The organism is Pseudomonas sp. P7758 (assembly GCF_013386485.1).
Classification (GTDB): Bacteria; Pseudomonadota; Gammaproteobacteria; order Pseudomonadales; family Pseudomonadaceae; genus Aquipseudomonas.
Genome location: NZ_JACARS010000005.1, coordinates 89,311 through 110,923, shown reverse-complemented (window position 1 = coordinate 110,923; position 21,613 = coordinate 89,311). Strand labels below are relative to the sequence as shown.

The window sequence follows — 21,613 nt, the reverse complement described above, 5'->3', positions numbered from 1 at the left end:
CTGCGCACTCCAGCGGGAGCAAGCTCCCTCGCCACAGGTTCTGATTCAGACCTTTTTGTACAGCTGGCTACCTTCCTGCTTGAACCGCTCCGCCTGCTCCGCCAGTCCCTTGGCCACGTCCACATCCACCGCTTCAATGCGCTGGTTGGCCGCGTACTCACGCACTTCCTGGGTGATCTTCATCGAGCAGAATTTCGGCCCGCACATCGAGCAGAAATGCGCGACCTTGGCCGAGTCCTTCGGCAAGGTTTCATCGTGGTAAGAACGCGCCGTGTCCGGGTCCAGGCCCAGGTTGAACTGGTCCTCCCAACGGAATTCAAAGCGCGCCTTGCTCAACGCGTTGTCACGAATCTGCGCCCCCGGATGCCCCTTGGCCAAGTCCGCCGCATGGGCCGCGATCTTGTAGGTGATGATCCCGGTCTTCACATCGTCCTTGTTCGGCAGGCCCAAATGCTCCTTCGGCGTGACGTAGCAGAGCATCGCGCAACCGAACCAGCCGATCATCGCCGCCCCGATGCCCGAGGTGATGTGGTCATAACCCGGGGCGATGTCGGTGGTCAGCGGACCGAGGGTGTAGAACGGCGCTTCGTCGCAGCACTCCAGCTGCTTGTCCATGTTCTCCTTGATCAACTGCATCGGCACGTGGCCCGGGCCTTCGATCATGGTTTGCACGTCGTGCTTCCAGGCAATCTTGGTCAACTCGCCGAGGGTTTCCAGCTCGCCGAATTGTGCGGCGTCGTTGGCGTCGGCAATCGAGCCCGGGCGCAGGCCGTCTCCCAGGGAGAAGCTGACGTCGTAGGCCTTCATGATTTCGCAGATTTCGTCGAAATGGGTGTAGGTGAAGTTCTCTTTGTGGTGCGCCAGGCACCACTTGGCCATGATCGAACCACCACGGGACACGATGCCGGTGACGCGCTTGGCGGTCAGCGGTACATAGCGCAGCAATACGCCGGCGTGGATGGTGAAGTAGTCGACGCCCTGCTCGGCCTGTTCGATCAGGGTGTCGCGGAACAGCTCCCAGGTCAGGTCTTCAGCGGCGCCGCCGACTTTTTCCAGGGCCTGGTAGATTGGCACGGTACCGATCGGCACCGGCGAGTTGCGGATGATCCACTCGCGGGTTTCATGGATGTGCTTGCCGGTGGACAGGTCCATCACCGTGTCCGACCCCCAGCGAATGCCCCACGTCAGTTTCGCCACTTCTTCTTCGATGGACGAACCCAGGGCGCTGTTGCCGATGTTGCCGTTGATCTTCACCAGGAAGTTACGGCCGATGATCATCGGTTCCAGTTCGGTGTGGTTGATGTTGGCCGGGATGATCGCGCGGCCACGGGCGATTTCTTCGCGGACAAATTCCGGGGTGATGATTTTCGGCACGCTGGCGCCGAAGCTGTGGCCGGCGTGTTGCTGGTCCAGCAGGCCGGCGGCGCGGGCCTCTTCCAGCTTCATGTTTTCGCGGATGGCGACGTATTCCATCTCGGCGGTGATGATGCCTTTGCGGGCGTAGTGCATCTGGGTGACGTTGGCCCCGGCCTTGGCACGGCGCGGGTTTTTCACGTGGGCAAAACGCAGCGCGGTCAGCTCGGCATCGCTCAGGCGCTGTTGGCCGAAGTGCGAGCTCAAGCCCGACAGGCGCTCAGTGTCGCCGCGGGATTCGATCCACGGCGAGCGCACATCGCCCAGGCCTTTGCGCACGTCGATGATCACGTTCGGGTCGGTGTAGGGGCCTGAGGTGTCGTAGACCACTACGGGCGCATTGATTTCGCCGCCGAAGTCGGTGGGGGTCACGTCGAGACTGACTTCACGCATCGGCACGCGGATATCCGGACGGGTGCCCTGGACGTAGATTTTTTGCGAGCGGGTAAACGGCTGCACGGAACCGGAGTCGACCTTGGCCGATTCACTCAAGTGCACGGTGTTTTTTGATTTTTGGCTTTTTAATTCGATGCTCATCACGGGCTCTCCAACTATCCAGGCGGTGGATTTTTGTCGGAGTGAACCTGTGACGGATGGACGCACTGTGACAGTGCTGTGCTTGGCGCACGGGCTGTTCGATTGTCGAACAACATCCCGGACGAAGCACAAGAGGACTCGCCGGGTGACGAGAAATCTTGTTCCCTACGCAGGCGCTAACCTGATCAGGTTCAACGGGATCCGGTATTTACCGATCTCAGCCTTCCAACAAGGCACCCCGACAAGAACGCGGCCAGTCTAGACCATGGAGCAGGCAAATTGCCAATGGCGGTGCATTCATCGTGATGAATGGCGTAATTACAGGATTGTTGTGCCGTGATAGCGCCACTACACTCGGTGACTGCCTGAGGTCTTGACGCCAGGAATGGGCCGCCTTAGCCTTGGGCACCAAATTATCGCCGTAATATTTAATCTAGGGATCGCCTCATGCTGCGCAAACTTTCACTGGCTCTCGCCGTGTCTTGTGCGACCAACGGACTGGTCTGGGCAGCTGAAGCGCCCCTGACGACCAAAACCGACCTGGTCAGCGTCTACCAGGAAGCGGTGGACAACAACGCCGACCTGGCCGCCGCCCGCGCCCAATACGGCGCGCAGAAAGAAGTGGTGCCCCAGGCCCGCGCCGGGTTGCTGCCGAACCTGTCGGCCGGTGCCGACATCAACAATGTGCGCACCCAGCTGGACCAGCCCGCCGCCACGGTCAACCGCGACGCCCATTCCTGGCGCGCGACCTTGAGCCAGCCGCTGTTCCGCGCTGATCGCTGGTTCCAGCTGCAAGCCGCTGAAGCCGTCAACGAGCAGGCCGCGCTGCAACTCTCGGCCACCGAACAGAACCTGATCCTGCAAAGCGCCGAAAACTACTTCGCCGTGCTGCGGGCCCAGGACAACCTGGCGTCCACCAAGGCCGAAGAAGCCGCGTTCAAGCGCCAACTGGACCAGTCCAACGAACGCTTTGACGTCGGCCTGTCGGACAAGACCGACGTGCTGCAATCCCAGGCCAGCTACGACACCGCACGGGCCAACCGCATCCTGGCCCAGCGCCAGGTGGACGACGCCTTCGAAGCGCTGATCACCCTGACCAACCGCCAGTACAACTCGATCCAGGGCATCGTCCACACGCTGCCGGTGCTGCCGCCGGCGCCGAACGACGCCAAGGCCTGGGTCGAAACCGCCGGCCGCCAGAACCTGAACCTGCTGGCCAGCAACTATGCCGTCACCGCCGCCGAAGAAACCCTCAAGCAACGCAAGGCCGGCCACGCGCCCACACTGGATGCCGTGGCGCAATATGAAAAAGGTGACAACGACGCCCTGGGCTTCAGCAACCCGAGCGCCTTTGGCCAGCCGTATCACGGTGACGTGTCGCAACGCACTGTAGGCTTGCAGTTGAGCATCCCGCTGTACAGCGGCGGCCTGACCAGCTCGCAAGTGCGCGAATCCTATTCCCGCCTGGGCCAGACCGAGCAGCAACGCGAGGGCCTGCGTCGCCAGGTGGTGGAAAACACCCGCAACCTGCACCGCGCGGTGAACACCGATGTGGAGCAGGTACAGGCGCGCCGCCAGTCGATCATCTCCAACCAAAGCGCGGTGGAAGCCACGGAAATCGGTTACCAGGTGGGCACGCGCAATATCGTCGATGTGCTGGACGCCCAGCGCCAGCTGTACACCTCGGTGCGCAACTACAACAACAGCCGCTACGACTACATCCTCGACAACCTGCGCTTGAAGCAGGCGGCGGGCACGTTGAACCCGGGGGACTTGCAGGATCTGGCGCGTTACCTGAAGGCCGACTACAACCCGGACAAGGACTTCCTGCCGCCGGACCTGGCCAAGGCCGCCGCGGCGCAGCTGAAGGCTAACCCGGGTTACTAAGACTGCCAAATAACCCAATGTGGGAGCGGGCTTGCTCGCGAAGGCGGTGTATCAGTCGACTTATTCGCTGACTGACACTGCGCATTCGCGAGCAAGCCCGCTCCCACATTTGATTTGTGTTGCTAGACGTTAAGCAGTCTGCCCAATCCGTCCAGCAAACGCTTCAATGCCCCCTGATTGGCGCGCATCACCGCCAGCCCCGCCTGCCCCATCTTCTGCGCGTCCTGCGGCAGCTCGAACAAACGCTGCACCGCCACCGCCAAACCCTCGGCATCGTCCACTTCCTGCAACGCGCCGGCGTCGCGCATCATTGCGCTGATTTCCAGGAAGTTGAACACGTGGGGCCCGCAGATCACCGGCTTGGCCAAGGCCGCCGGCTCCAACGGGTTATGCCCGCCCGTGGCAACCAGGCTACCGCCGACAAAAGCGCTGTCGGCCAGGGCATACAGAAACAGCAACTCGCCCATGGTGTCGCCCAGCAACACCGAGGTTTGCGCCGTCACCGCCTCGCCGCTGGAGCGACGCACCGTGGCGAAACCCTGCTGCTGGCACAGCTCGAACATCGGGTTGAAGCGCTCCTGATGGCGCGGCACCAGGATCAGCAACGCATTGGGATAACTGGCAAGCAACTGGCGATGGGCGGCGAGCACCACTTCGTCTTCGCCTTCGTGGGTGCTGGCGGCGATCCATACCGGGCGCTCGCTGGCGTGCCACTGTTCACGCAACGCGGCGGCGCGCGCCAGCAGTTGCGGGTCGATGGTCAGGTCGAACTTGATAGAGCCGGTGACTTCGACAGTCTCGGGCCGTGCACCCAGGCTGCGAAAACGCTCGGCCTCGGTTTCGGTCTGGACGGCGAACAGGCTCATTTCCGCCAGCATCGGCGCGGTCAGCCTGGCGAAACGCCCGTAGCCCTTGGCCGAGCGAGCCGACAGCCGCGCGTTGGCCAATGCCACGGGAATCCCGCGTTTGGCGCACTGGTGAATATGGTTGGGCCACAGTTCAGTCTCCATGATCACCGCCAGTTTCGGCTGCACGCGATCGAGAAACCGCTTGGCCGCACAAGGTAAATCGTACGGCAGGTAGCAGTGCTGGATGCGCGGCTCGTTGGCGAACAACGCCTGGATGCGCTCGGAACCAGTAGGCGTCATGCAGGTGACGGTGATCGGCAGCTGTGGATAACGTTCCAGCAGCCCGCGAATCATCGGCGCAGCGGCGATGCTTTCGCCCACCGACACCGCATGCACCCAGATCCCGCCGGGTTGCATCACCGGCAAGCCCCAGGAGAAGCGTTCATCCACGCGCTTCGCATAAGCAGGCGCTTTGCGGGCCCGCAGCCACAGACGTAAAGCCACCAACGGCAGCGCCAGGTAAAACAGACAGCTGTAGAGAGTTCTATTCATGGCGGCGGAGTTTATCGGCTTTTTCAGTCGATCGCCTGCAAGCACTCGGCAAAACGTTCGGCGAGGAAACGCGCGGCCGGGCCGAGGGGCTCGTCGCGACGCCAGACCAGCTCCACCACCAGCGCCGGCGGGGTCCATTCGCTGTTCAGTTCGACCATCTGGTTCTGATAGGCCGGATACTGCACCACATGCCGCGGCAACCAGGCCCAACCCAGGCCGCGCGCCAGCCATTCGGCCAGCACGTAGAAACTGTCAGCCCGCCACACTTGCGGGCTGGCGGCCTCGCTGCCGGGATACACACTGGTCTGGGTCGCCATCAGCAATTGGCGAAACTGCGCCAGGCGCTGGCAATCCACGAACTGTTCCTTGGCCATGGGATGCCCGATACCGCACACGGTCACCATCTCCACACTGCCCAGCACGCGGCGCTCCAACGCTTCGGGAATCTGATCGTGATAGAACAGCAGGCCCAGATCCGCCTTGCGCTCCACCAGCTTGCGCGCGACATCGCCTTGGGCGGCGCTGGACAACTGCACTTCCAGGCTGGGAAATTTTCCCGCCAGCGCTTCGAGGCTATCGAGCACCGGCTGATAGAGCATGGCTTCATCTTGGGCCAGGCGCAGGCGCGCCTCTTCACCGCGCATCAATGACAAGGCACGGCCATTCAGGCGCTCGCACTGGCGCAAGACTTCCCGCGCCTCCTCGAGCAGTGCCGTGCCCGCCTCGGTCAAACGGGGCTGGCGGCCGCTGCTGCGATCAAACAGGGATACGCCCAGGTCCGCCTCCAACAGGGCAATCCCATTGCTGACCGCCGATTGCGCCCGACGCTGGTCCCGCGCCACCGCCGAAAATGAACGCTGCTCGGCGACGCTGACAAACAGGCGCATTTGCTCAAGACTCCACTGCACGCTCATGGCTCAACCCATCTTCAATTCGGATAGGTAATGACTTTACCGCATCTGACAAGTCTCTAAAATGCCGACCTTATCAAGCGACCCCGTACCGAGGATTTACCCATGAACGCCGCCTACTATTACCTGGCCATTGCCATCTGCTCGGAAGTGATCGCCACCGTTTCCATGAAAGCGATCAAGGGTTTCAGCACGCCAATCCCGTTGTTGCTGGTGATCGTCGGCTACGGCGTGGCCTTCTGGATGCTCACGCTGGTGGTGCGCACCGTGCCGGTGGGTGTCGCGTATGCAGTGTGGGCCGGGATGGGCATCGTGATGGTCAGCATCGCCGCGCTGTTTATCTACGGGCAGAAACTGGATATCCCGGCGATGCTGGGCATGGGCCTGATTGTGCTGGGCGTGGTGGTGATTCAGTTGTTCTCGAAAACGGCCGGGCACTGAGCGTTCACGTGAGATTCAATTGAGGCCGAAACTCGCAGCCTCGTTCCACTCGACAGCTCCTGCGGTGCGTCTGTCATCAGGGAGCGTTGGGGCGAAGATTCACTTCATGAGCCTGTATACTGCGCAGCCTGTCTTGAACACTGAGGTCGCTGCATGCCATCCGTTATTTCCACCGACGTTCTGATTGTCGGCGCCGGGGTTGCCGGCCTCTGGCTCAATGCGCGCCTGCGCCGCCAGGGCTTTTCCACGGTATTGGTGGAAAGCGCCACCCTCGGTGGCGGGCAAAGCGTGAAGTCCCAGGGGATCATCCACGGCGGCGCCAAATACGCACTGCACGGCGCCCTGACCGGTGCCTCCGAAGCCATCGCCGACATGCCCCGCCGCTGGCGCGAAGCCCTGGCGGGCAACGGTGAACTGGATCTCTCCGGTGTGCGCCTGCTGTCCGAAGCCCACTATTTGTGGTCGCCGGGCACCATCGCCGGCAACCTCACCAGTTTCTTCGCGAGCAAGGCCGTGCGTGGCCGCGTGGATCAAGTGAAGGGCGATGACCTGCCACCGGCCCTTCAAGATCGCCGCTTCAAGGGCAAGGTCTATCGCCTGGCCGAACTGGTGATCGACGTCCCAAGCCTTATCGAACGCCTGGCGCAACTGGCCGGTGACGGCTTGCTCGCGGGCAAACAGATCGAACCCTTGCTGGAACAAGGCACACTGGTCGGCCTGAAGGTCGATGGCCGTGAGATCCGCGCCCAGCGTATCGTCATCAGCGCCGGCGGCGGCACCGCTGACCTGCTCGGCGCCCTGGGCCTGAGCCAGCCCGCCATGCAACGCCGACCTCTGCACATGATCATCGCCAAGGGCCCCGGCCTGAAGCCGCTGTACGCCCACTGCCTGGGGGGCGGCACCAAGCCGCGCATCACCGTGACCACGCATCCCGCCGCCGACGGCAATTGGGTGTGGTACCTGGGCGGCGATATCGCCGAAGCCGAAGGTGTGGCCCGTACCCCGGAGCAACAGATCGCCACCGCCCAAAAAGAGCTGGGGCAGTTGCTGCCCTGGATCGACATGAGCCAGACCCAATGGGCCACCTTGCGCGTCGACCGCGCCGAACCATTGCAGTCAGGCCTGACCCGCCCGGACAACGCGTTCCTCGCCGAACAGGATCGCCTGTTGGTGGGCTGGCCGACCAAGCTGGCATTGGCACCGGATTTCGCCGATCGAGTGATCAACGCACTGGAACGTGACGGCATCAAGCCCGGAACTACCGAAAAACTGCCCGAGCTGCCGAAACCCGCCATCGCCCAACCTGCCTGGGAGCAACTGCTGCCATGACCCTGCCGACTCTGCACGACCTCCACCGCCCGCTGGGCAGCACCGGCCTGCTGGTCTCGCCGCTGGGCCTGGGCACCGTCAAGCTGGGCCGCGACCAAGGGGTGAAATACCCCAGTGGCTTCCAGATTCCCGATGACGATGCGGCGCGGATGCTGTTACGCCAGGCCCGGCAATTGGGCATCAACCTGATCGACACTGCGCCCGCCTATGGCCGCAGCGAAGAACGCCTGGGCCCGCTGTTGCGCGGCCAGCGCCAGGAATGGGTAATTGTCAGCAAGGTGGGCGAAGAATTTGCCGAAGGCGTATCCCATCACGACTTCAGCGCAGCCCACACCCGGCTTTCGGTGGAGCGCAGCCTGAAACGACTGGAAACGGATTTTATCGACCTGGTGCTGGTGCACTCCGACGGCAACGACCTGCATATCCTCAATGATTGCGAGGTTTACCAGACCTTGGAAGACCTCAAGCGCGAGGGCAAGATCCGTGGTTTCGGCTTCTCCGGCAAAACCGTCGAGGGCGGTGTAAAGGCTCTGGAACAAGGTGATTGCGCCATGGTCACCTACAATTTGAACGAACAGGCCGAGAAAGCCGTCATTGATTATGCCGCCGCACACGGCAAGGGCATCCTGGTGAAAAAGGCACTAGCCAGTGGCCATGTCTGCCTGGAATCCGGAGTGGATCCAATTCACGCCAGTTTCATGTTGTTGTTTGCGCAAACTGGCGTTGCCAGTGCTATTGTCGGGACCATTAATCCGCTGCACCTCGCCCACAACGTGGCGACCGCTGCCAAGGTCATTCGCCAACTCTGATGCCGCCGACGCGGCCGACCCCGACGCAAGAAGGAGCCGACATGCCGCGAACGCTCATAAGAAAGAACCCCAGCAACTTCAAGACACTGCCGCTGCACGTCGAAGCAACCCCCGAAGGCTTGAGCTACCAGAGCGTCGGCATGCCGCTCAACTTCGCCCAGACCCTGCAACGGCGCAAGCCGGTGGAGGTGAAAGACACCGAGCGTTTCGTGCTGGAGCTGGCCAACCTTGGGGTCTCGGTGCGCCTGACGCTGCACTGGCAGAACCGCGATTACTGGGTGCTGGTGCGCCAGCGCCGACAAGACCGTGGCGACGTCGTGCTCAAGCTGATCTCCGGCTATGTGCCGGCCCACGAACTGAACCTGCCACTGCACACCGCCATCCAGGAAATCGCCGAGGAATGCCTGCTGGAAACCCCGGAAGGCTGGCTGGGCGGTCGTTTCAATGACACCTGGCTGCCGGCGCCCTACTCGTCAGCCCTGCACTACCGCGAAGCGTTGCCGTTCCGCCTCTCACCGCTGTCCGGGGCCGCGCGCCCGGTGCGCTGCGCCACCATGCAATTGATTGAACGGCCACGCGCCTACGTGCACCTGCCCACGGCTTCGCTGCAGTTGATTTATGACTTGCGCCTGGAAGTGCCCAAGGAGGCGAAGTCCCTGAGCCTGTTTCATGTGGACGAGCGCCTGGAGGGCGACCAATTGGTGGCCCGCCTGGACCGCCAGCGCCCGGACCTGTACCTGATGCCGCTGAAGGACGGGCAGCCGTGTGCGGAGCTGTATACCTTGAAGAAGGATCAGCTGTATCCGGCGAGTACGCGAGGGTTGTATCTGGCTGAAAGCTTTGCCCAGCAGGAAGGCTGGATCGTGCGGGATGAGCGGATCCGCTGGAAGGACTGGCTGCGCCAGCAAGGGCTGAGTGCACCGGAGAAAGAATCGAAATTGAAGCGCTTGACGGGTAAGGCGCGGCAGATCTTGCGCAAGATCGTGCCGAAGAAAAAAGCCAACCCGTAACCGGACATCAGGTCGCGGCGGTCAAATGTGGGAGCGGGCTTGTGTGGGAGCGGGCTTGCTCGCGAATGCGGTGTATCAGTCACTGCATCTGCCAGCTGACCCACCGCTTTCGCGAGCAAGCCCGCTCCCACACGAACCCGCTCCCACCATCAGTTATTGCGGATCTTCTCGACAATCGCCGTGGTCGAGCTGTTTTCCACCAACCCCAGCACTTTGACCTTGCCACCGTAGGCACTGACGATATCGGCACCCACCACCTGGTCGACGGAATAATCACCGCCCTTGACCAGCACGTCCGGCTTGACCTGGGCCAGCAGGTTTTCCGGGGTCGCCTCGGCAAAGCTGATCACCCAGTCCACCGCACCCAAACCTGCCAGCACCGCCATGCGACGGTCGACACTGTTGATCGGCCGGCCTGGCCCCTTGAGGCGGCTGACCGACGCATCATCGTTGACTGCCACGATCAAGCGATCGCCCTGGGCCCGCGCCTGCTCCAGGTAGGTCACGTGACCGGCGTGGAGGATGTCGAAGCAACCGTTGGTGAAGACAATGCTCTCGTTATGGGCACGGGCATCGTCAATCGCCAGCAACAGTTGCTCAAGGCTCAACACGCCGCGCTCCGAGCCTTCGGATCGCTGGATGGCGCGGCGCAGCTCAGGGGCACTGATGGCCGCCGTACCGAGCTTGCCGACCACGATACCTGCTGCCAGGTTGGCCAGGGCCACCGCATGGGGCAATTCCTCGCCCGCCGCAATTGCCGCGGCCAGGGTGGAAATCACGGTATCACCGGCACCGGTCACGTCGAACACTTCACGGGCCCGCGCCGGCAGGTGCATGGCCGGGTGATCGGGACGCAGCAAGGTCATGCCGTGTTCGCCACGGGTCACCAGCAAGGCACCCAGGTCGAGGTCGGCCATGAGTTGGGCGCCCTTGGTCACCAGCTCGTGCTCATCGACGCAACCGCCGACGATGGTTTCAAATTCGCTGAGGTTCGGCGTGATCAGGCTGGCGCCCCGATAAATCGAGAAGTCCTTGCCCTTGGGATCTGCCAGCACCGGAATGCCCCGGGCCTTGGCGGCCTGGATCAGTACCTGATGGTTTTTCAAGGCGCCTTTCCCGTAGTCGGACAGCACCAGCACCTTGATACCTTCGAGCATCTCGTCGACCTGGGCGCTGAGCACCAGGGCGTCGGTGGCGAAGGGTTCTTCAAAATCGATACGCAGCAATTGCTGGTGCCGGCTCATGACCCGCAGCTTGACGATGGTCGGCTGGTGGGGAATGCGCTGGAACAGCGCACGCACACCCGCACCCTTCAGGCTGTTGGCCAGGCTGTCGGCAGCCTCGTCGTCGCCGGTCACACCCACGAGGGATGCCGGGGCGCCGAGGGCGGCAATATTGAGGGCAACGTTGGCAGCGCCACCTGGACGGTCTTCGATTTGCTCGACCTTGACTACCGGTACCGGTGCCTCAGGGGAAATCCGTGAGGTACCGCCATGCCAGTAACGGTCGAGCATGACATCGCCGACCACCAAGACAGGGGCTTGATCGAATCGCGGCATGGACAACTTCATGGAGCAACCCACATACAAAATGAACAGGGGCGCGATATTACCACAGGGTTGTCAAAGGCTTGTGCAATGTAGGAGCCGGCTTGCCGGCGATGCGGCCACCGCGGTTTTTCAGTGCAACCGCGGTAGCCATCGCCGACAAGCCGGCTCCTGCAGATCAGGTGATGTCGGCCGGGATCGGCGCGTCCAGGCCCATGGCATGCAGCCGGGCGTAGTAACCGTTTTGCGCCAGCAATTCGCCGTGGGTACCGCGCTCGACTATCCGGCCATCGTCCATCACCAGGATCAGGTCGGCTTTCTCGATGGTCGACAGGCGGTGAGCAATCACCAGGGTCGTGCGGCCTTGCATGACCTTGTCCAGGGCAGCCTGGATATGGCGCTCCGATTCGGTGTCCAGCGCCGAGGTGGCCTCGTCGAGGATCAGCAATGGCGCGTTCTTGAGCAAGGCCCGGGCGATTGCCAGGCGCTGGCGCTGGCCGCCGGACAGCAGCACGCCGTTTTCGCCGACCTGGGTGTCGAAGCCCTTGGGCAACTGGTCGATGAAGTCCTTGGCATAGGCATCGGCCGCTGCCGCCTCGACATCGGCCCGCGGTGCGCCGGCCAGGTCACCGTAGGCGATGTTGTTGGTCACCGTGTCGCTGAACAGGGTCACGTGCTGGGTCACCTGGGCGATGTGCCGACGCAGGTTGAGCAGGCGATAGTCTTCGATTTCCACGCCGTCGAGCAGGATCTCACCGCTCTCATGGTGGTAGAAACGCGGGATCAGGCTGGCCAGTGTCGACTTGCCGCTACCCGAACGCCCCACCAGGGCAACCATCTGCCCGGGCTCTGCGGTAAAAGTGATGTCCTTGAGCACATGACGCTCGGTGCCCGGGTAGGTGAAGTTCAGGTTGCGCACTTCCAGGCGGCCGCTGACCTTGTCGCGCTCGATGGTGCCGCGATCGATTTCCACGTCTTCGTCCAACTGCTCGAAAATACTTTCGGCACCGGCCACGCCTTTCTGGATGGTCGAGCTGACTTCGGACAGCTGGCGGATTGGCTTGGGCAACAGGCCGGCCAACGTGATGTAGGCGACCATGTCACCCGCCGACGCATCACCGCGAAGGTACAGGACCAGGAACATCAACACTGCCATGGCGCTGTAGATCACCAGTTGCAGCGCCGGCGTATAGATCGCGCCGGTGCGGGTCATGCGCAGTTGCTTGTTGGTGTTGCTCAGGCTCGCCTTGAGGAAGCGCTTCTGCTCATACACCTCACCGCCGAAGCTGCGCACCACGCGGTAGCCCTGGATGGTTTCCGAGGCAACGTGGGTGACGTCGCCCATCGCAACCTGGATCTTCTTGCTCTGCTTGCGGAATTTCTTGCTTGCGGTGCTGACCATCACGGCAATCAACGGCAGGATGGCGATCATCACCAGCGTCAGCCGCCAGTTCATGAACAGCAGCGAGGCGAACAGGAAGATCACCGTCATGCCTTCGCGAATCACCACCTTGATGGCATCGGTCGCAGCACCGGTGACCATGGTCACGTTGAAGGTGATGCGGGAGATCAGGTGCCCGGAGTTGTGATTGTCGAAATAGCGGTTCGGCAGGGTCAGCAGGTTGTTGAACAACTGCACCCGCAGGTCGTGGACCAGGCCCAGGGAAACCTTGGCCAGCAGGTAGTTGCCCAGGAACGAACCGAGGCCCTGCCACGCGGCGATCAGGATGATCAGCAACGGCACGGCCTGCAGCAGTTGCAGGTCACGCAGGAAAGGCACCGTGGGGAACAACACCGCTTCAGGGTTGGACAGGCCATCGACAAAGTACTTGAGGATGTAGCCCAGCATCGGCTGGGTCGAAGCGAAAATCAGAAAGCCGACGATACTCAGCGCGAACAAGCCGGCATAGGGCTTAACGTAGCTGAGCAGGCGGAAGTATATTTTCAAGCTCGAAGGGCTTGCGCTCGGACTGGAGTCGGTCATATCACGCGGCGGTTTTGAAAAAGGAGGCTGACTTTAGCACAGCTTCTCTGTTGTACTTGCACGCGGCACAACCGCAGCCCCGTTGGATCCAACGGACGACATTATATAGCCACTACTTTAGTATGGTCGGCTTTCTTTATTCTGGAACGGCTTTTCTGTATGCACTCCAAGCGCCTTACCTATGGCTCAAATCGCGTTTTCGACTTCCTCTGTTTGTGGATTCTGCCCATCGGCTTGTTGTTGCTCCTGAGTTCGCTGTTCTTCGTCACCAATCGAAACGTGCTGCACAGGTTCTACTACCTGCTGTTCGCAGCGCCGACACTGTTGCTGCTGTGCCTGCGCCCGACGGAATTCAAGCAGCTATTGCGCGAGCCCCTGGCGATTGCCTTCCTGGTTTTCTCGGGCTGGGCGCTCACCAGCCTGCTCTGGAGCCCTGAGGCCACGACAGACTCCGACCTGTTCAAGCGGCCACCGAATACCTTCACGTTGTTTGTCGGCTTAGGACTGTTGCTGCATTACCGCAGCGAACTGTTCAAGCCGATCTTCTTCTGTGCCGCGCTGATTGCGCTGATATCGAGCGCCTGCAGCCTGGTGGCTTTTGCTCCCCACCTCTCGGATGGCTCGCGAATGATCGGCGGGCGTGGCGCTCTTGATAATCCGCTGCTGAGCTCTCACGTATTCGGATTCTTCTGCATTTACTGGCTGTACGTATGCATGACCACCAAGCGTGCGCACGTACTCTGGTTCAGCGTTCCGGCACTGGCAATCATGGGCGCTGCAGTGATGGCCACCGGCTCGAGAACGCCGCTGGTTGCCCTGCTCCTTGCCGTGCTCTGGCTAAGTTTCATCACTCGCAATCGGCGCTCGGCCCTGCTGATCGCCTGTATGGCGCTGGCGGCCGCGGCGCTGCTGCTGCTCTATCCCGAACTGATCACCAATCGTGGCAGCTCGTCCCGCTTCGAACTCTGGAGCATGTCGCTTGAGCGTATTGCCGAACACCCCTGGATCGGCCACAGCTACGACTCAGAGTTGTACCTGACACTCGCCGACGGCAATCAACTGCGCGAACCCCACAGCTTTGCCCTCGGCGTGCTCTATTACGTCGGCATCATCGGCTTCATCCCGTGGATATTCATGCTCGGCTGGGGCCTGTACAAAAGCCTCAAGGAACGTGCGCAGCCATTGTTCATCCTGGCCTCCTCCCTGCTGGCCTATGGCATCGGTGCCGGCCTGACCGAAGGCGGCGGCATTCTCTCGCGACCAAAAGAGCACTGGTTCCTGCTGTGGATCCCGCTGGCACTGATCGCCGGCCTGAGCATCGCCCAGCGTCGCCGCAGCCTGCTGCGCATGCCGGTTCAACGCCTGAAATCGCAAGACTTCGAACAGCTGTGCGCCAACGCCCACGTGATCGAAGCCGATGGCCTGGGGCCCAAGGTCCTGCGCCTGGAGGATGGCAGCTTCCTCAAGCTGTTCCGCCCTCGTCGCTGGTACACCTCAGGCAGCTTCAATCCCTATTCAGAGCGCTTTGCCAGCAACAGCGAGCAACTGCGTGCATTGGGGATTCCATCACCGGTCATCCTCAATCTCTATCAGTTAAAGGATGCGAGCAGCGCCGTACGTTATCAGCCGCTGCCCGGCCTGACCCTGCGCCAGGCCCTGCAAAGCCTGGACAGCAGCCTGCGGGAATCGCTGATCGAACGTTTCGGCCGGTTCATGGCCCAGCTCCACGAGCGCGGCGTGTACTTCCGCTCCCTGCACCTGGGCAACGTACTTTTGATGGATGATGGCGAGTTCGGCCTGATTGACGTGGCAGACATGCGCATCTACCCATCGCCGCTGCGTAACGCCCTGCGCCAGCGCAACCTGCGGCACATGCAGCGTTATCCCCAGGACCGCAACTGGTTGTTCGAAACCCACTTTGAACAACTCGCCGCTGGCTACGCTTCGGCAGCATCGCCAAGCGCCACGGCGAAGATCCGTGACCAGGTGTCCAGGCTCAATCGTCCGGTTGCGCAGGTAGCGAACCCGGCCAAGTGATGGTTTGAAGCGCCGGGGTTGCAGGCCCCGGGCCATTGCGGTGAACGCAATGGCCCGGCCGAAGCCCTATGAGCTGCGCTGCGGCGCCAGGTACAGCCGCACCAACCCACGCAAGGTCTTGCGACCCCAGAACTTCAACGGAATCTGCTTGAGGATCTCCCGCGCCAGTGGGCGGTCACGGTCGGCGGTCTTGAGGAACATCGAGTTCAGGAAGTTGTAGCGAACCTGATCGTAGGCGGGATGATCGCTGAACAATCCGTAGGTCTTGAGGATGTTCTGGATCATGTAGCGGTGATTCTTGTAGGTATTGGTCGCGTGCTGGCGATAGCGCGCCATCACCACGCTCAACACGTCGATGGTGTACCCGGCGTGGGTGATCTTCAATTCGATCAGCAAGTCTTCCAGCGGAATCAGCGGATCGAACCCTCCGACCTCTTCCAGCGCCTGCCGACGGATCATCAGCGTCGGTGCCGGCGGAAAGGGCTTGCGATCGAGGAACAGGTCATCGAAATCCAGGCTGCGAAACGGCAAGTCGCGGCGCTGCTTCTTCTCCGGGTATGGCTTGCCGTCCCCATCAATCAACTCGATATTGCCGGCGCAAATACCCACCTTCGGCTTGCCTTCCATGTAGGCAACCTGGGTGGCGATGCGCTCGGGCAGCATGATGTCATCGGAGCCGAATGGCGCGATCAGGCTGCCTTTGGCGCGAGCGATGGCACCGTTCAGGGTATTGGTCAGGCCCTGGTTCTGCTGCACCTGGAAATCAAACCCGTGTTCGGCCTGCAAGCGCTGGATGCGCTCCACGCTGTCATCCCTGGAGCCATCGTCTACCACCAGCAACTCGATGTTGGGGTAGGTCTGGCCGAGCACACTGAGAATGCTCTGCTCGATGTACGGCCCGTGGTTGTAGGAGGCGATGATCACAGTGACCAGGGGTTGCTGCAGACTCATGCTTTACCTACTTCACGCAGACCGGTTTCGATCAGGTTCAAATACTTGTGCCGGAACTCGTCCAAGGTGTGGTTTTCTTCCAGGTAGCGGAACACTTGCTCACCCTTGGCACGCAGATCTTCGTCGCTCAGCGCCAGGTAAGTGTCCAGTGCTGCCGCCAACTGCTCGACATTGCCCGGATCATGGGAGAGGCCGCCGGCACCTTGCACCAACGGCAGCATCGCCGGGCCATTGGAGGCGATGACCGGCAGATGGCCGCTCATGCCTTCCAGCAGCGCCAGGCCCAGGCCTTCGAACAACGACGGCATGGTCCAGATGTCGAAACCGCGCACATACTTCATGCCATCTTCGCGAAAGCCCAGCAGGTGCGCACGGCCGGTCAGGCCCAGGCGCTCGATATCGGCGCGCAGGTCAGCTTCGGCGCGGCCGGAGCCGATGATCCCCACCTGGGCCTCAGGGTATTTGTCCTTGAGGGTGGCGAACGCTTGCAACAAATGGGTGTGGCCCTTGATCGGCACCAGGCGGCCCAGGGCGCCAATCATCCGTGCATCCAGCGGCAGACCCAGGGCCTTGCGCGCTTCATCCCGTGGCAACTGCAAGGCTTCGGCCTGGGGGATGTCGATGGCATTGGTGACAAAGGTGGTGTTTTCGCGGGTGAACCCGCAGTTGAGGTCCACCAGGTAATCCCTGACCGCTGCCGACACCCCGACGAATCGCCATGCCGGGCTGACCCACTTCTGCGTCTGACGCCGGCGGTAGCCCCGGGCGTACTCGCCAAAACCGTGGGAAATGCCGATGCACAGGGGGATCTTCAACCAGCGGTTGAGCGACAGCATCATGTTCACCGACTTGAAGCGGTTACAGATGACCACGTCGAATTTCTGCTCGCGGCAATATTTGTAGATCTGCCACATCGCGCCGAAACGAATGCCCTTGAGAGACTTTTCCGGCAACTCGAAATAATGGGAGTGCTCAGCCACGCTCAGGGGCTGGCCGGGCAGCGGGCGGCCGCTGAGGAACCCGGATGTGACCTCGAAACGTTCAGCCGGCAAGGCCTTGACGATCTGCTCGCCGAGGTCGGCGAAGTCGTGGGTCTTGACATTGTAGTCCGGCTGTAACTGCAAAACCTTGAAACGAGGTTTCATAACTCTCCATGCTGCAATCTGGCTGCGGGCACGCAGCCCGGCGAAAAAGGGGCGGCAGGCGCTGCAAGCCTGCCTTCAATAAGGTCTCAATCCTGCTTCAACACCCAGAGCAATTCATGGCGGCGCACCGCCTTGCGGAAGAATTCATTCTCTCCATAAGGCGATGGACTACGGCCCGCCAATAATTGCTGCAACCACCTGCGCACGCGGCGCTTGAACGGCGCCCGCGGCTGCAAGTCGTGCATCATGCCCAACGCCATGGCCTTGTCTTGCTGCTGGTTCAGCGTGAGCGGCAAGCTGCAAGGCACCAGTTCATGCGTGGCATCAAAGCGTGGCGGCAAGGCCACACCAGCGCCCGAGTCGCCCATGGGCCAACGATCATTATCATGCAGGTGGTTGGCGTAGCCGAGCAATGTACCCGGCTGCCACTCCAGGCCTTGCAAGGCTTCGAGGATCGCGGCGTGGGCGCAGATGTGATCCGGGTGCGGATCCAGCAGCGGCGTTGGCAACACGATGACCTGCGGGCGCGCCTTGAGCAGCAATGCCCGCAGGTCGGCAATCAGGTTATTCCAGGTCGGGGCGCCGTCCACATCCCCGGGCAAGGCCAGGGCATTGAACTGGCGAAACAGCCGCGTATCGTCCAACTGGGCTTCCCGGGAAGCCTGGGGCTGATCCGGTGCGGCCTGCATCGCTGCAAGCTGCATGCAGAAGTAACCCAACTGCACGCACTGCGCTTCGGGAACGCCCGCCCAACGCGGCACGGTGACACTGTCCCAGGCACGCAGGCGGCCTTTGAGTCGTGCGGCATCGGCCTTGGGCATGCCCATCTGCTGATAGTGATCGGCTTCGATTTCGCCCGCCGTCAGGGTGACGATCCAGCTCTCATCGGCTTGGCTGTAGAGGCTGAAAGCGGCGAGTTCGGCATCGTCGGCATGGGGCGCGATGACCATCACCCGTTGGCGACGGTAGTCCGGTTGGCGGAACAACCAGAGCGTCGGCTGCCCCTTGATCCGGCAGAAGCGCCCGCGCAAGCGCAGCTTACCGCCGGCGAGTGCTTCACCCATGCCCGTCAGGTTGAGGTAACGCCGGCCTGAAAGACCACGCTCGAAGACTTGCCGGTCGGGTGCATCCAGGCCCGACACGTCCACCGCCGGGTCGAGAAAACGCCCGAGCCAAGAGCTTTTGAGTTCAACCCTGACGATCAGGGTTTCATCGCCTACCAGAGGCGTGTCCAACAGCAGGCGCCCGGCTTCAAGACGCAGGCCCGTGCACTCGCTCCCTTCAGGAAACGCGTACTCATAGTCGTCTTTAGGCGAGTAGAACAGATGATCGGCAAACCAGGCCTCATGCGCGGCCCACAGCACCACGGCCAGCACCAGCGGCAACCACCAGGCCACCAGCACACCGACAGCCACCAATAGCAACAGGCCCACCAACAGCGCAATACGCTTGTTGCGCCGGTGCTGCTTGAGCAATTGCTGTTTGCGACTCATACGCTGAACACCGGCACCGGGTTGCACCAGCGCTCCTTGTATTCACGGTCGGAACGCCCGAAGGAGAAACGCAGCGGCTTGTCGCTCGCCCGCGCTTGCTCCCAGGCACTTTGGGTATTGAGGAAACTCAGCACGCTGCCGGGGCTGAACGCCTTGGTTTCAGGGTCGACACCGCCGTTGACGTATTCGGCGCTGACCCACTGCGGCGCCTGCACCTGATACACCAGTTGCACGGCAATCGCAGCATCATTGAGAAACAGCACCGAGCCGAACAGGAATTCCTTGAGCAACTCCAGCACCTCGGCCAAACGCTCGGCACCTGCGGCCGGGAAGCCCCAGCGCCGCTGGAACAGGTCGCAGTAAATCGCCGCCAGTTCGCTGCTGGAAAACTCGCCGACCGCCCTTACCACGCCGCCCGCCTCTTCCAGCAAACGCAATTCACGGCGCTGGTTGTAGCGAAACTTCTTCGACAACTCTTCCGGTGTGCGCGCCATGGCCAACTGCTCGGCCTGGGGCTTGAGGGTGCTTACGCGCCCCTCATTCAGTGCAGAGAGATAACGCGCGCGATGGCGCAATGGCACCTGCGCATCGGCGGCAATCGGCAGAATGATCTCGGCATTACCCAGATCAAACAGGCCTTTTTTGCCTTTGCGCTTGAGCACGTCCTTGGACAGGGCCAGGTCGCGCCCCCAGGTAGCAATTGCGCCCTTCAGCTCACCGTCCTGCTCCCAGCCCAGGTAGCGCACCGGAATCTGCGCCAGGTGCGCCAGCCGCTCGACGATCTGCGGATGAGTCGCCACGCTGCCGCCAAAACGCTGCCAGGCCTGGGCGTAAACCTCGGCCTCGACAGGCGTCCAGCCACGTTCACGCCAGCCCTGGAAGCGGTTCAGCATTTAGACCACGGCGTCATAAGGGTCCACACCGTCCTTGACCACGAGGATGTCTTCCATGATCAGGTACTGCAGGTCGGAACCGAAGAACATGTTCAGCGCGTCGGTCGGCGAGCAGATCATCGCTTCGCCACGACGGTTGAGCGAGGTGTTCAGCGACACACCATTGCCGGTCAGTACTTCCAGTTCTTTCATCATGTCGTAGTAGCGCGGGTTGTATTCGCGCTTGAGCACCTGGGCACGGGAGGTACCATCTTCATGGACCACTTCCGGCACGCGGGTTTTCCACTCTTCCGACACTTCAAAAGTGAAGGTCATGAACGGCGCCGGGTGATCGACCTTGATCATCTGTGGCGCAACGGTGTCGAGCATCGACGGGCAGAAAGGCCTCCAGCGCTCGCGGAACTTGATCTGGTGGTTGATCCGGTCAGCCACGCCGGTGGCGCTTGGGCAACCGATGATCGAACGACCGCCCAGGGCACGCGGGCCAAACTCCATGCGGCCCTGGAACCAGGCCACCGGGTTGCCGTCGACCATGATCCTGGCGATGCGCTTGGGCATGTTTTCAATCTTGCGCCAAACCGGCTTGCTCTCGTGCTTGGCGCACGCCGCGATCACGTCTTCGTTGCTGTAGGACGGGCCGAGATAGACGTGTTCCATCTTCTCAACCGGTACGCCACGGGCGTGAGACACGTAGGCGGCTGCACCCACCGCAGTACCGGCATCGCCGGACGCCGGCTGCACGAACAGCTCCTTGACGTCGTCGCGGGCAATGATCTTCTGGTTCAGCTTGACGTTCAGCGCACAGCCGCCGGCAAACGCCAGCTTGCCGGTGTCTTTGAGGATGTCGCCCAGGTAATGGTCGATCATCTGCAACGCCAGCTTCTCGAACAGCGCCTGCATGCTGGCCGCGTAGTGGATGTACGGCTCGTCGGCGATATCGCCTTCGCGCTTCGGACCCAGCCACTCGATCAGTTTTGGTGAGAAGTAGAAACCCTTGCCCTTCTCTTTGTAGCGGCGCAGGCCGATGACGTTGGCGTAGTCGGTGTTGATCACCAGCTCGCCGTTTTCAAAGGAGGCCAGGCGCGAGAAATCGTACTTGCTGGCATCGCCATACGGCGCCATGCCCATGACCTTGAACTCACCGTCGAGCATCTCGAAACCGAGGAACTCGGTGATCGCGCCATACAGGCCGCCGAGGGAGTCCGGATCGTAGAATTCCTTGATCTTGTGGATCTTGCCGTTTTCGCCGTAGCCGAAGAAGGTGGTGGCGTACTCGCCCTTGCCGTCGATCCCGAGGATCGCGGTCTTCTCCTGGAAGCCCGAGCAGTGGTAGGCACTGGAGGCGTGAGCCAGATGGTGTTCAACCGGTTCGATCTTGATTTTCTTCGGATCGAAGCCCAGTTGCTCCAGGCACCAGACGATCTTGTTGCGATAGCGCTTGTAGCGACGGTTGCCCATCAGGATCGCGTCGAGGGCGCGGTCCGGGGCGTACCAGTAACGCTTGGCGTAGTGCCAGCGGGCCTCGCCGAACAGGCTGATGGGGGCGAACGGAATCGCCACCACATCAACGTCGGAAGGCTTGATACCGGCTTGTTCCAGGCAGAACTTCGCCGACTCGTAGGGCATGCGGTTCTTTGCATGTTTGTCGCGTACGAAGCGCTCTTCTTCGGCGGCCGCGATCAGCTTGCCGTCGATGTACAAGGCTGCGGAAGGATCATGGCTAAGGGCGCCGGACAGGCCAAGAATCGTCAATGCCACAGGGGTCTAGCCTCTTTTAGTCTGCATGCAGGCGCGTCACGCCTGAAAAAAGTGTGCTCCCCGCCTGG

General features: G+C 61.8%; 16 protein-coding genes and 1 riboswitch. Of the genes, 6 read left to right on the top strand and 10 right to left on the bottom strand.

The features are described 5' to 3' along the window. Window positions 1–45: 45 nt before the first annotated feature. Entirely contained in the window at window positions 46–1,950 is a 1,905-nt protein-coding gene (thiC, locus tag HX873_RS00985) for a phosphomethylpyrimidine synthase ThiC (RefSeq protein ID WP_008439122.1), read from the bottom strand. Window positions 1,951–2,095: 145 nt separating this feature from the next. Further along, window positions 2,096–2,201: riboswitch (TPP riboswitch) on the bottom strand. 196 nt (window positions 2,202–2,397) lie between these two features. Here thiC and HX873_RS00980 point away from each other — a divergent pair. Further along, on the top strand, window positions 2,398–3,837 hold the full coding sequence (locus HX873_RS00980) for a TolC family outer membrane protein (protein ID WP_102604279.1): 1,440 nt from the start codon (window positions 2,398–2,400) through the stop codon (window positions 3,835–3,837). Between the two features lie 122 nt (window positions 3,838–3,959). Here the strand turns inward: HX873_RS00980 and waaA are convergent, their stop codons facing one another. Continuing rightward, window positions 3,960–5,237, bottom strand: a complete 1,278-nt coding sequence (waaA, locus tag HX873_RS00975; protein WP_177122259.1) for a lipid IV(A) 3-deoxy-D-manno-octulosonic acid transferase — start codon at window positions 5,235–5,237, stop codon at window positions 3,960–3,962. Between the two features lie 23 nt (window positions 5,238–5,260). Continuing rightward, window positions 5,261–6,151: a LysR family transcriptional regulator gene (locus tag HX873_RS00970; protein ID WP_008439125.1), complete on the bottom strand. Its 891-nt coding sequence runs from the start codon at window positions 6,149–6,151 to the stop codon at window positions 5,261–5,263. Between the two features lie 102 nt (window positions 6,152–6,253). On the opposite strand from HX873_RS00970, the gene HX873_RS00965 reads away from it, so the two are divergent. From HX873_RS00965 to HX873_RS00950, 4 genes are all read left to right on the top strand, one after another. Beyond that, a complete protein-coding gene (locus tag HX873_RS00965) occupies window positions 6,254–6,589 on the top strand; it encodes a multidrug efflux SMR transporter (RefSeq protein ID WP_003209492.1) in 336 nt (111 codons plus the stop codon). 153 nt (window positions 6,590–6,742) lie between these two features. Beyond that, entirely contained in the window at window positions 6,743–7,918 is a 1,176-nt protein-coding gene (locus tag HX873_RS00960) for an FAD-binding oxidoreductase (protein ID WP_003209491.1), read from the top strand. Beyond that, on the top strand, window positions 7,915–8,727 hold the full coding sequence (locus tag HX873_RS00955) for an aldo/keto reductase (protein WP_003209490.1): 813 nt from the start codon (window positions 7,915–7,917) through the stop codon (window positions 8,725–8,727). The genes HX873_RS00960 and HX873_RS00955 overlap by 4 nt, the downstream gene beginning before the upstream one ends. A gap of 41 nt (window positions 8,728–8,768) precedes the next feature. Continuing rightward, on the top strand, window positions 8,769–9,737 hold the full coding sequence (locus tag HX873_RS00950; protein WP_003209488.1) for a hypothetical protein: 969 nt from the start codon (window positions 8,769–8,771) through the stop codon (window positions 9,735–9,737). Window positions 9,738–9,886: 149 nt separating this feature from the next. Here HX873_RS00950 and hldE read toward each other — a convergent pair whose 3' ends face one another. After that, the gene (gene hldE / locus HX873_RS00945) at window positions 9,887–11,308 is read right to left on the bottom strand and encodes a bifunctional D-glycero-beta-D-manno-heptose-7-phosphate kinase/D-glycero-beta-D-manno-heptose 1-phosphate adenylyltransferase HldE (protein ID WP_003209486.1); all 1,422 of its coding nucleotides are present in this window, start codon (window positions 11,306–11,308) and stop codon (window positions 9,887–9,889) included. 154 nt (window positions 11,309–11,462) lie between these two features. Continuing rightward, window positions 11,463–13,268 carry a lipid A export permease/ATP-binding protein MsbA gene (gene msbA, locus HX873_RS00940; RefSeq protein ID WP_003209481.1) on the bottom strand — a complete coding sequence of 602 codons (1,806 nt, stop codon included), beginning with the start codon at window positions 13,266–13,268 and terminating at the stop codon, window positions 11,463–11,465. 159 nt (window positions 13,269–13,427) lie between these two features. Between msbA and HX873_RS00935 the strand changes: the two genes are divergently transcribed. Then, window positions 13,428–15,305, top strand: coding sequence for an O-antigen ligase family protein (locus HX873_RS00935; protein WP_177122258.1), 1,878 nt, complete (start codon window positions 13,428–13,430; stop codon window positions 15,303–15,305). A gap of 66 nt (window positions 15,306–15,371) precedes the next feature. Here HX873_RS00935 and HX873_RS00930 read toward each other — a convergent pair whose 3' ends face one another. From HX873_RS00930 to HX873_RS00910, 5 genes are all read right to left on the bottom strand, one after another. Next, entirely contained in the window at window positions 15,372–16,256 is an 885-nt protein-coding gene (locus HX873_RS00930; RefSeq protein WP_003209477.1) for a glycosyltransferase, read from the bottom strand. After that, window positions 16,253–17,401: a glycosyltransferase family 4 protein gene (locus HX873_RS00925; protein ID WP_177122257.1), complete on the bottom strand. Its 1,149-nt coding sequence runs from the start codon at window positions 17,399–17,401 to the stop codon at window positions 16,253–16,255. Before HX873_RS00925 ends, HX873_RS00930 begins: the two co-directional genes overlap by 4 nt. Window positions 17,402–17,487: 86 nt before the next feature. Then, complete coding sequence (locus HX873_RS00920) at window positions 17,488–18,894, bottom strand: PIG-L deacetylase family protein (RefSeq protein WP_177122256.1); 1,407 nt, start codon at window positions 18,892–18,894, stop codon at window positions 17,488–17,490. Beyond that, on the bottom strand, window positions 18,891–19,787 hold the full coding sequence (locus tag HX873_RS00915) for a GNAT family N-acetyltransferase (RefSeq protein ID WP_008439141.1): 897 nt from the start codon (window positions 19,785–19,787) through the stop codon (window positions 18,891–18,893). Before HX873_RS00915 ends, HX873_RS00920 begins: the two co-directional genes overlap by 4 nt. Further along, entirely contained in the window at window positions 19,788–21,545 is a 1,758-nt protein-coding gene (locus HX873_RS00910) for a carbamoyltransferase (RefSeq protein ID WP_008439143.1), read from the bottom strand. Between the last annotated feature and the right edge of the window lie 68 nt (window positions 21,546–21,613).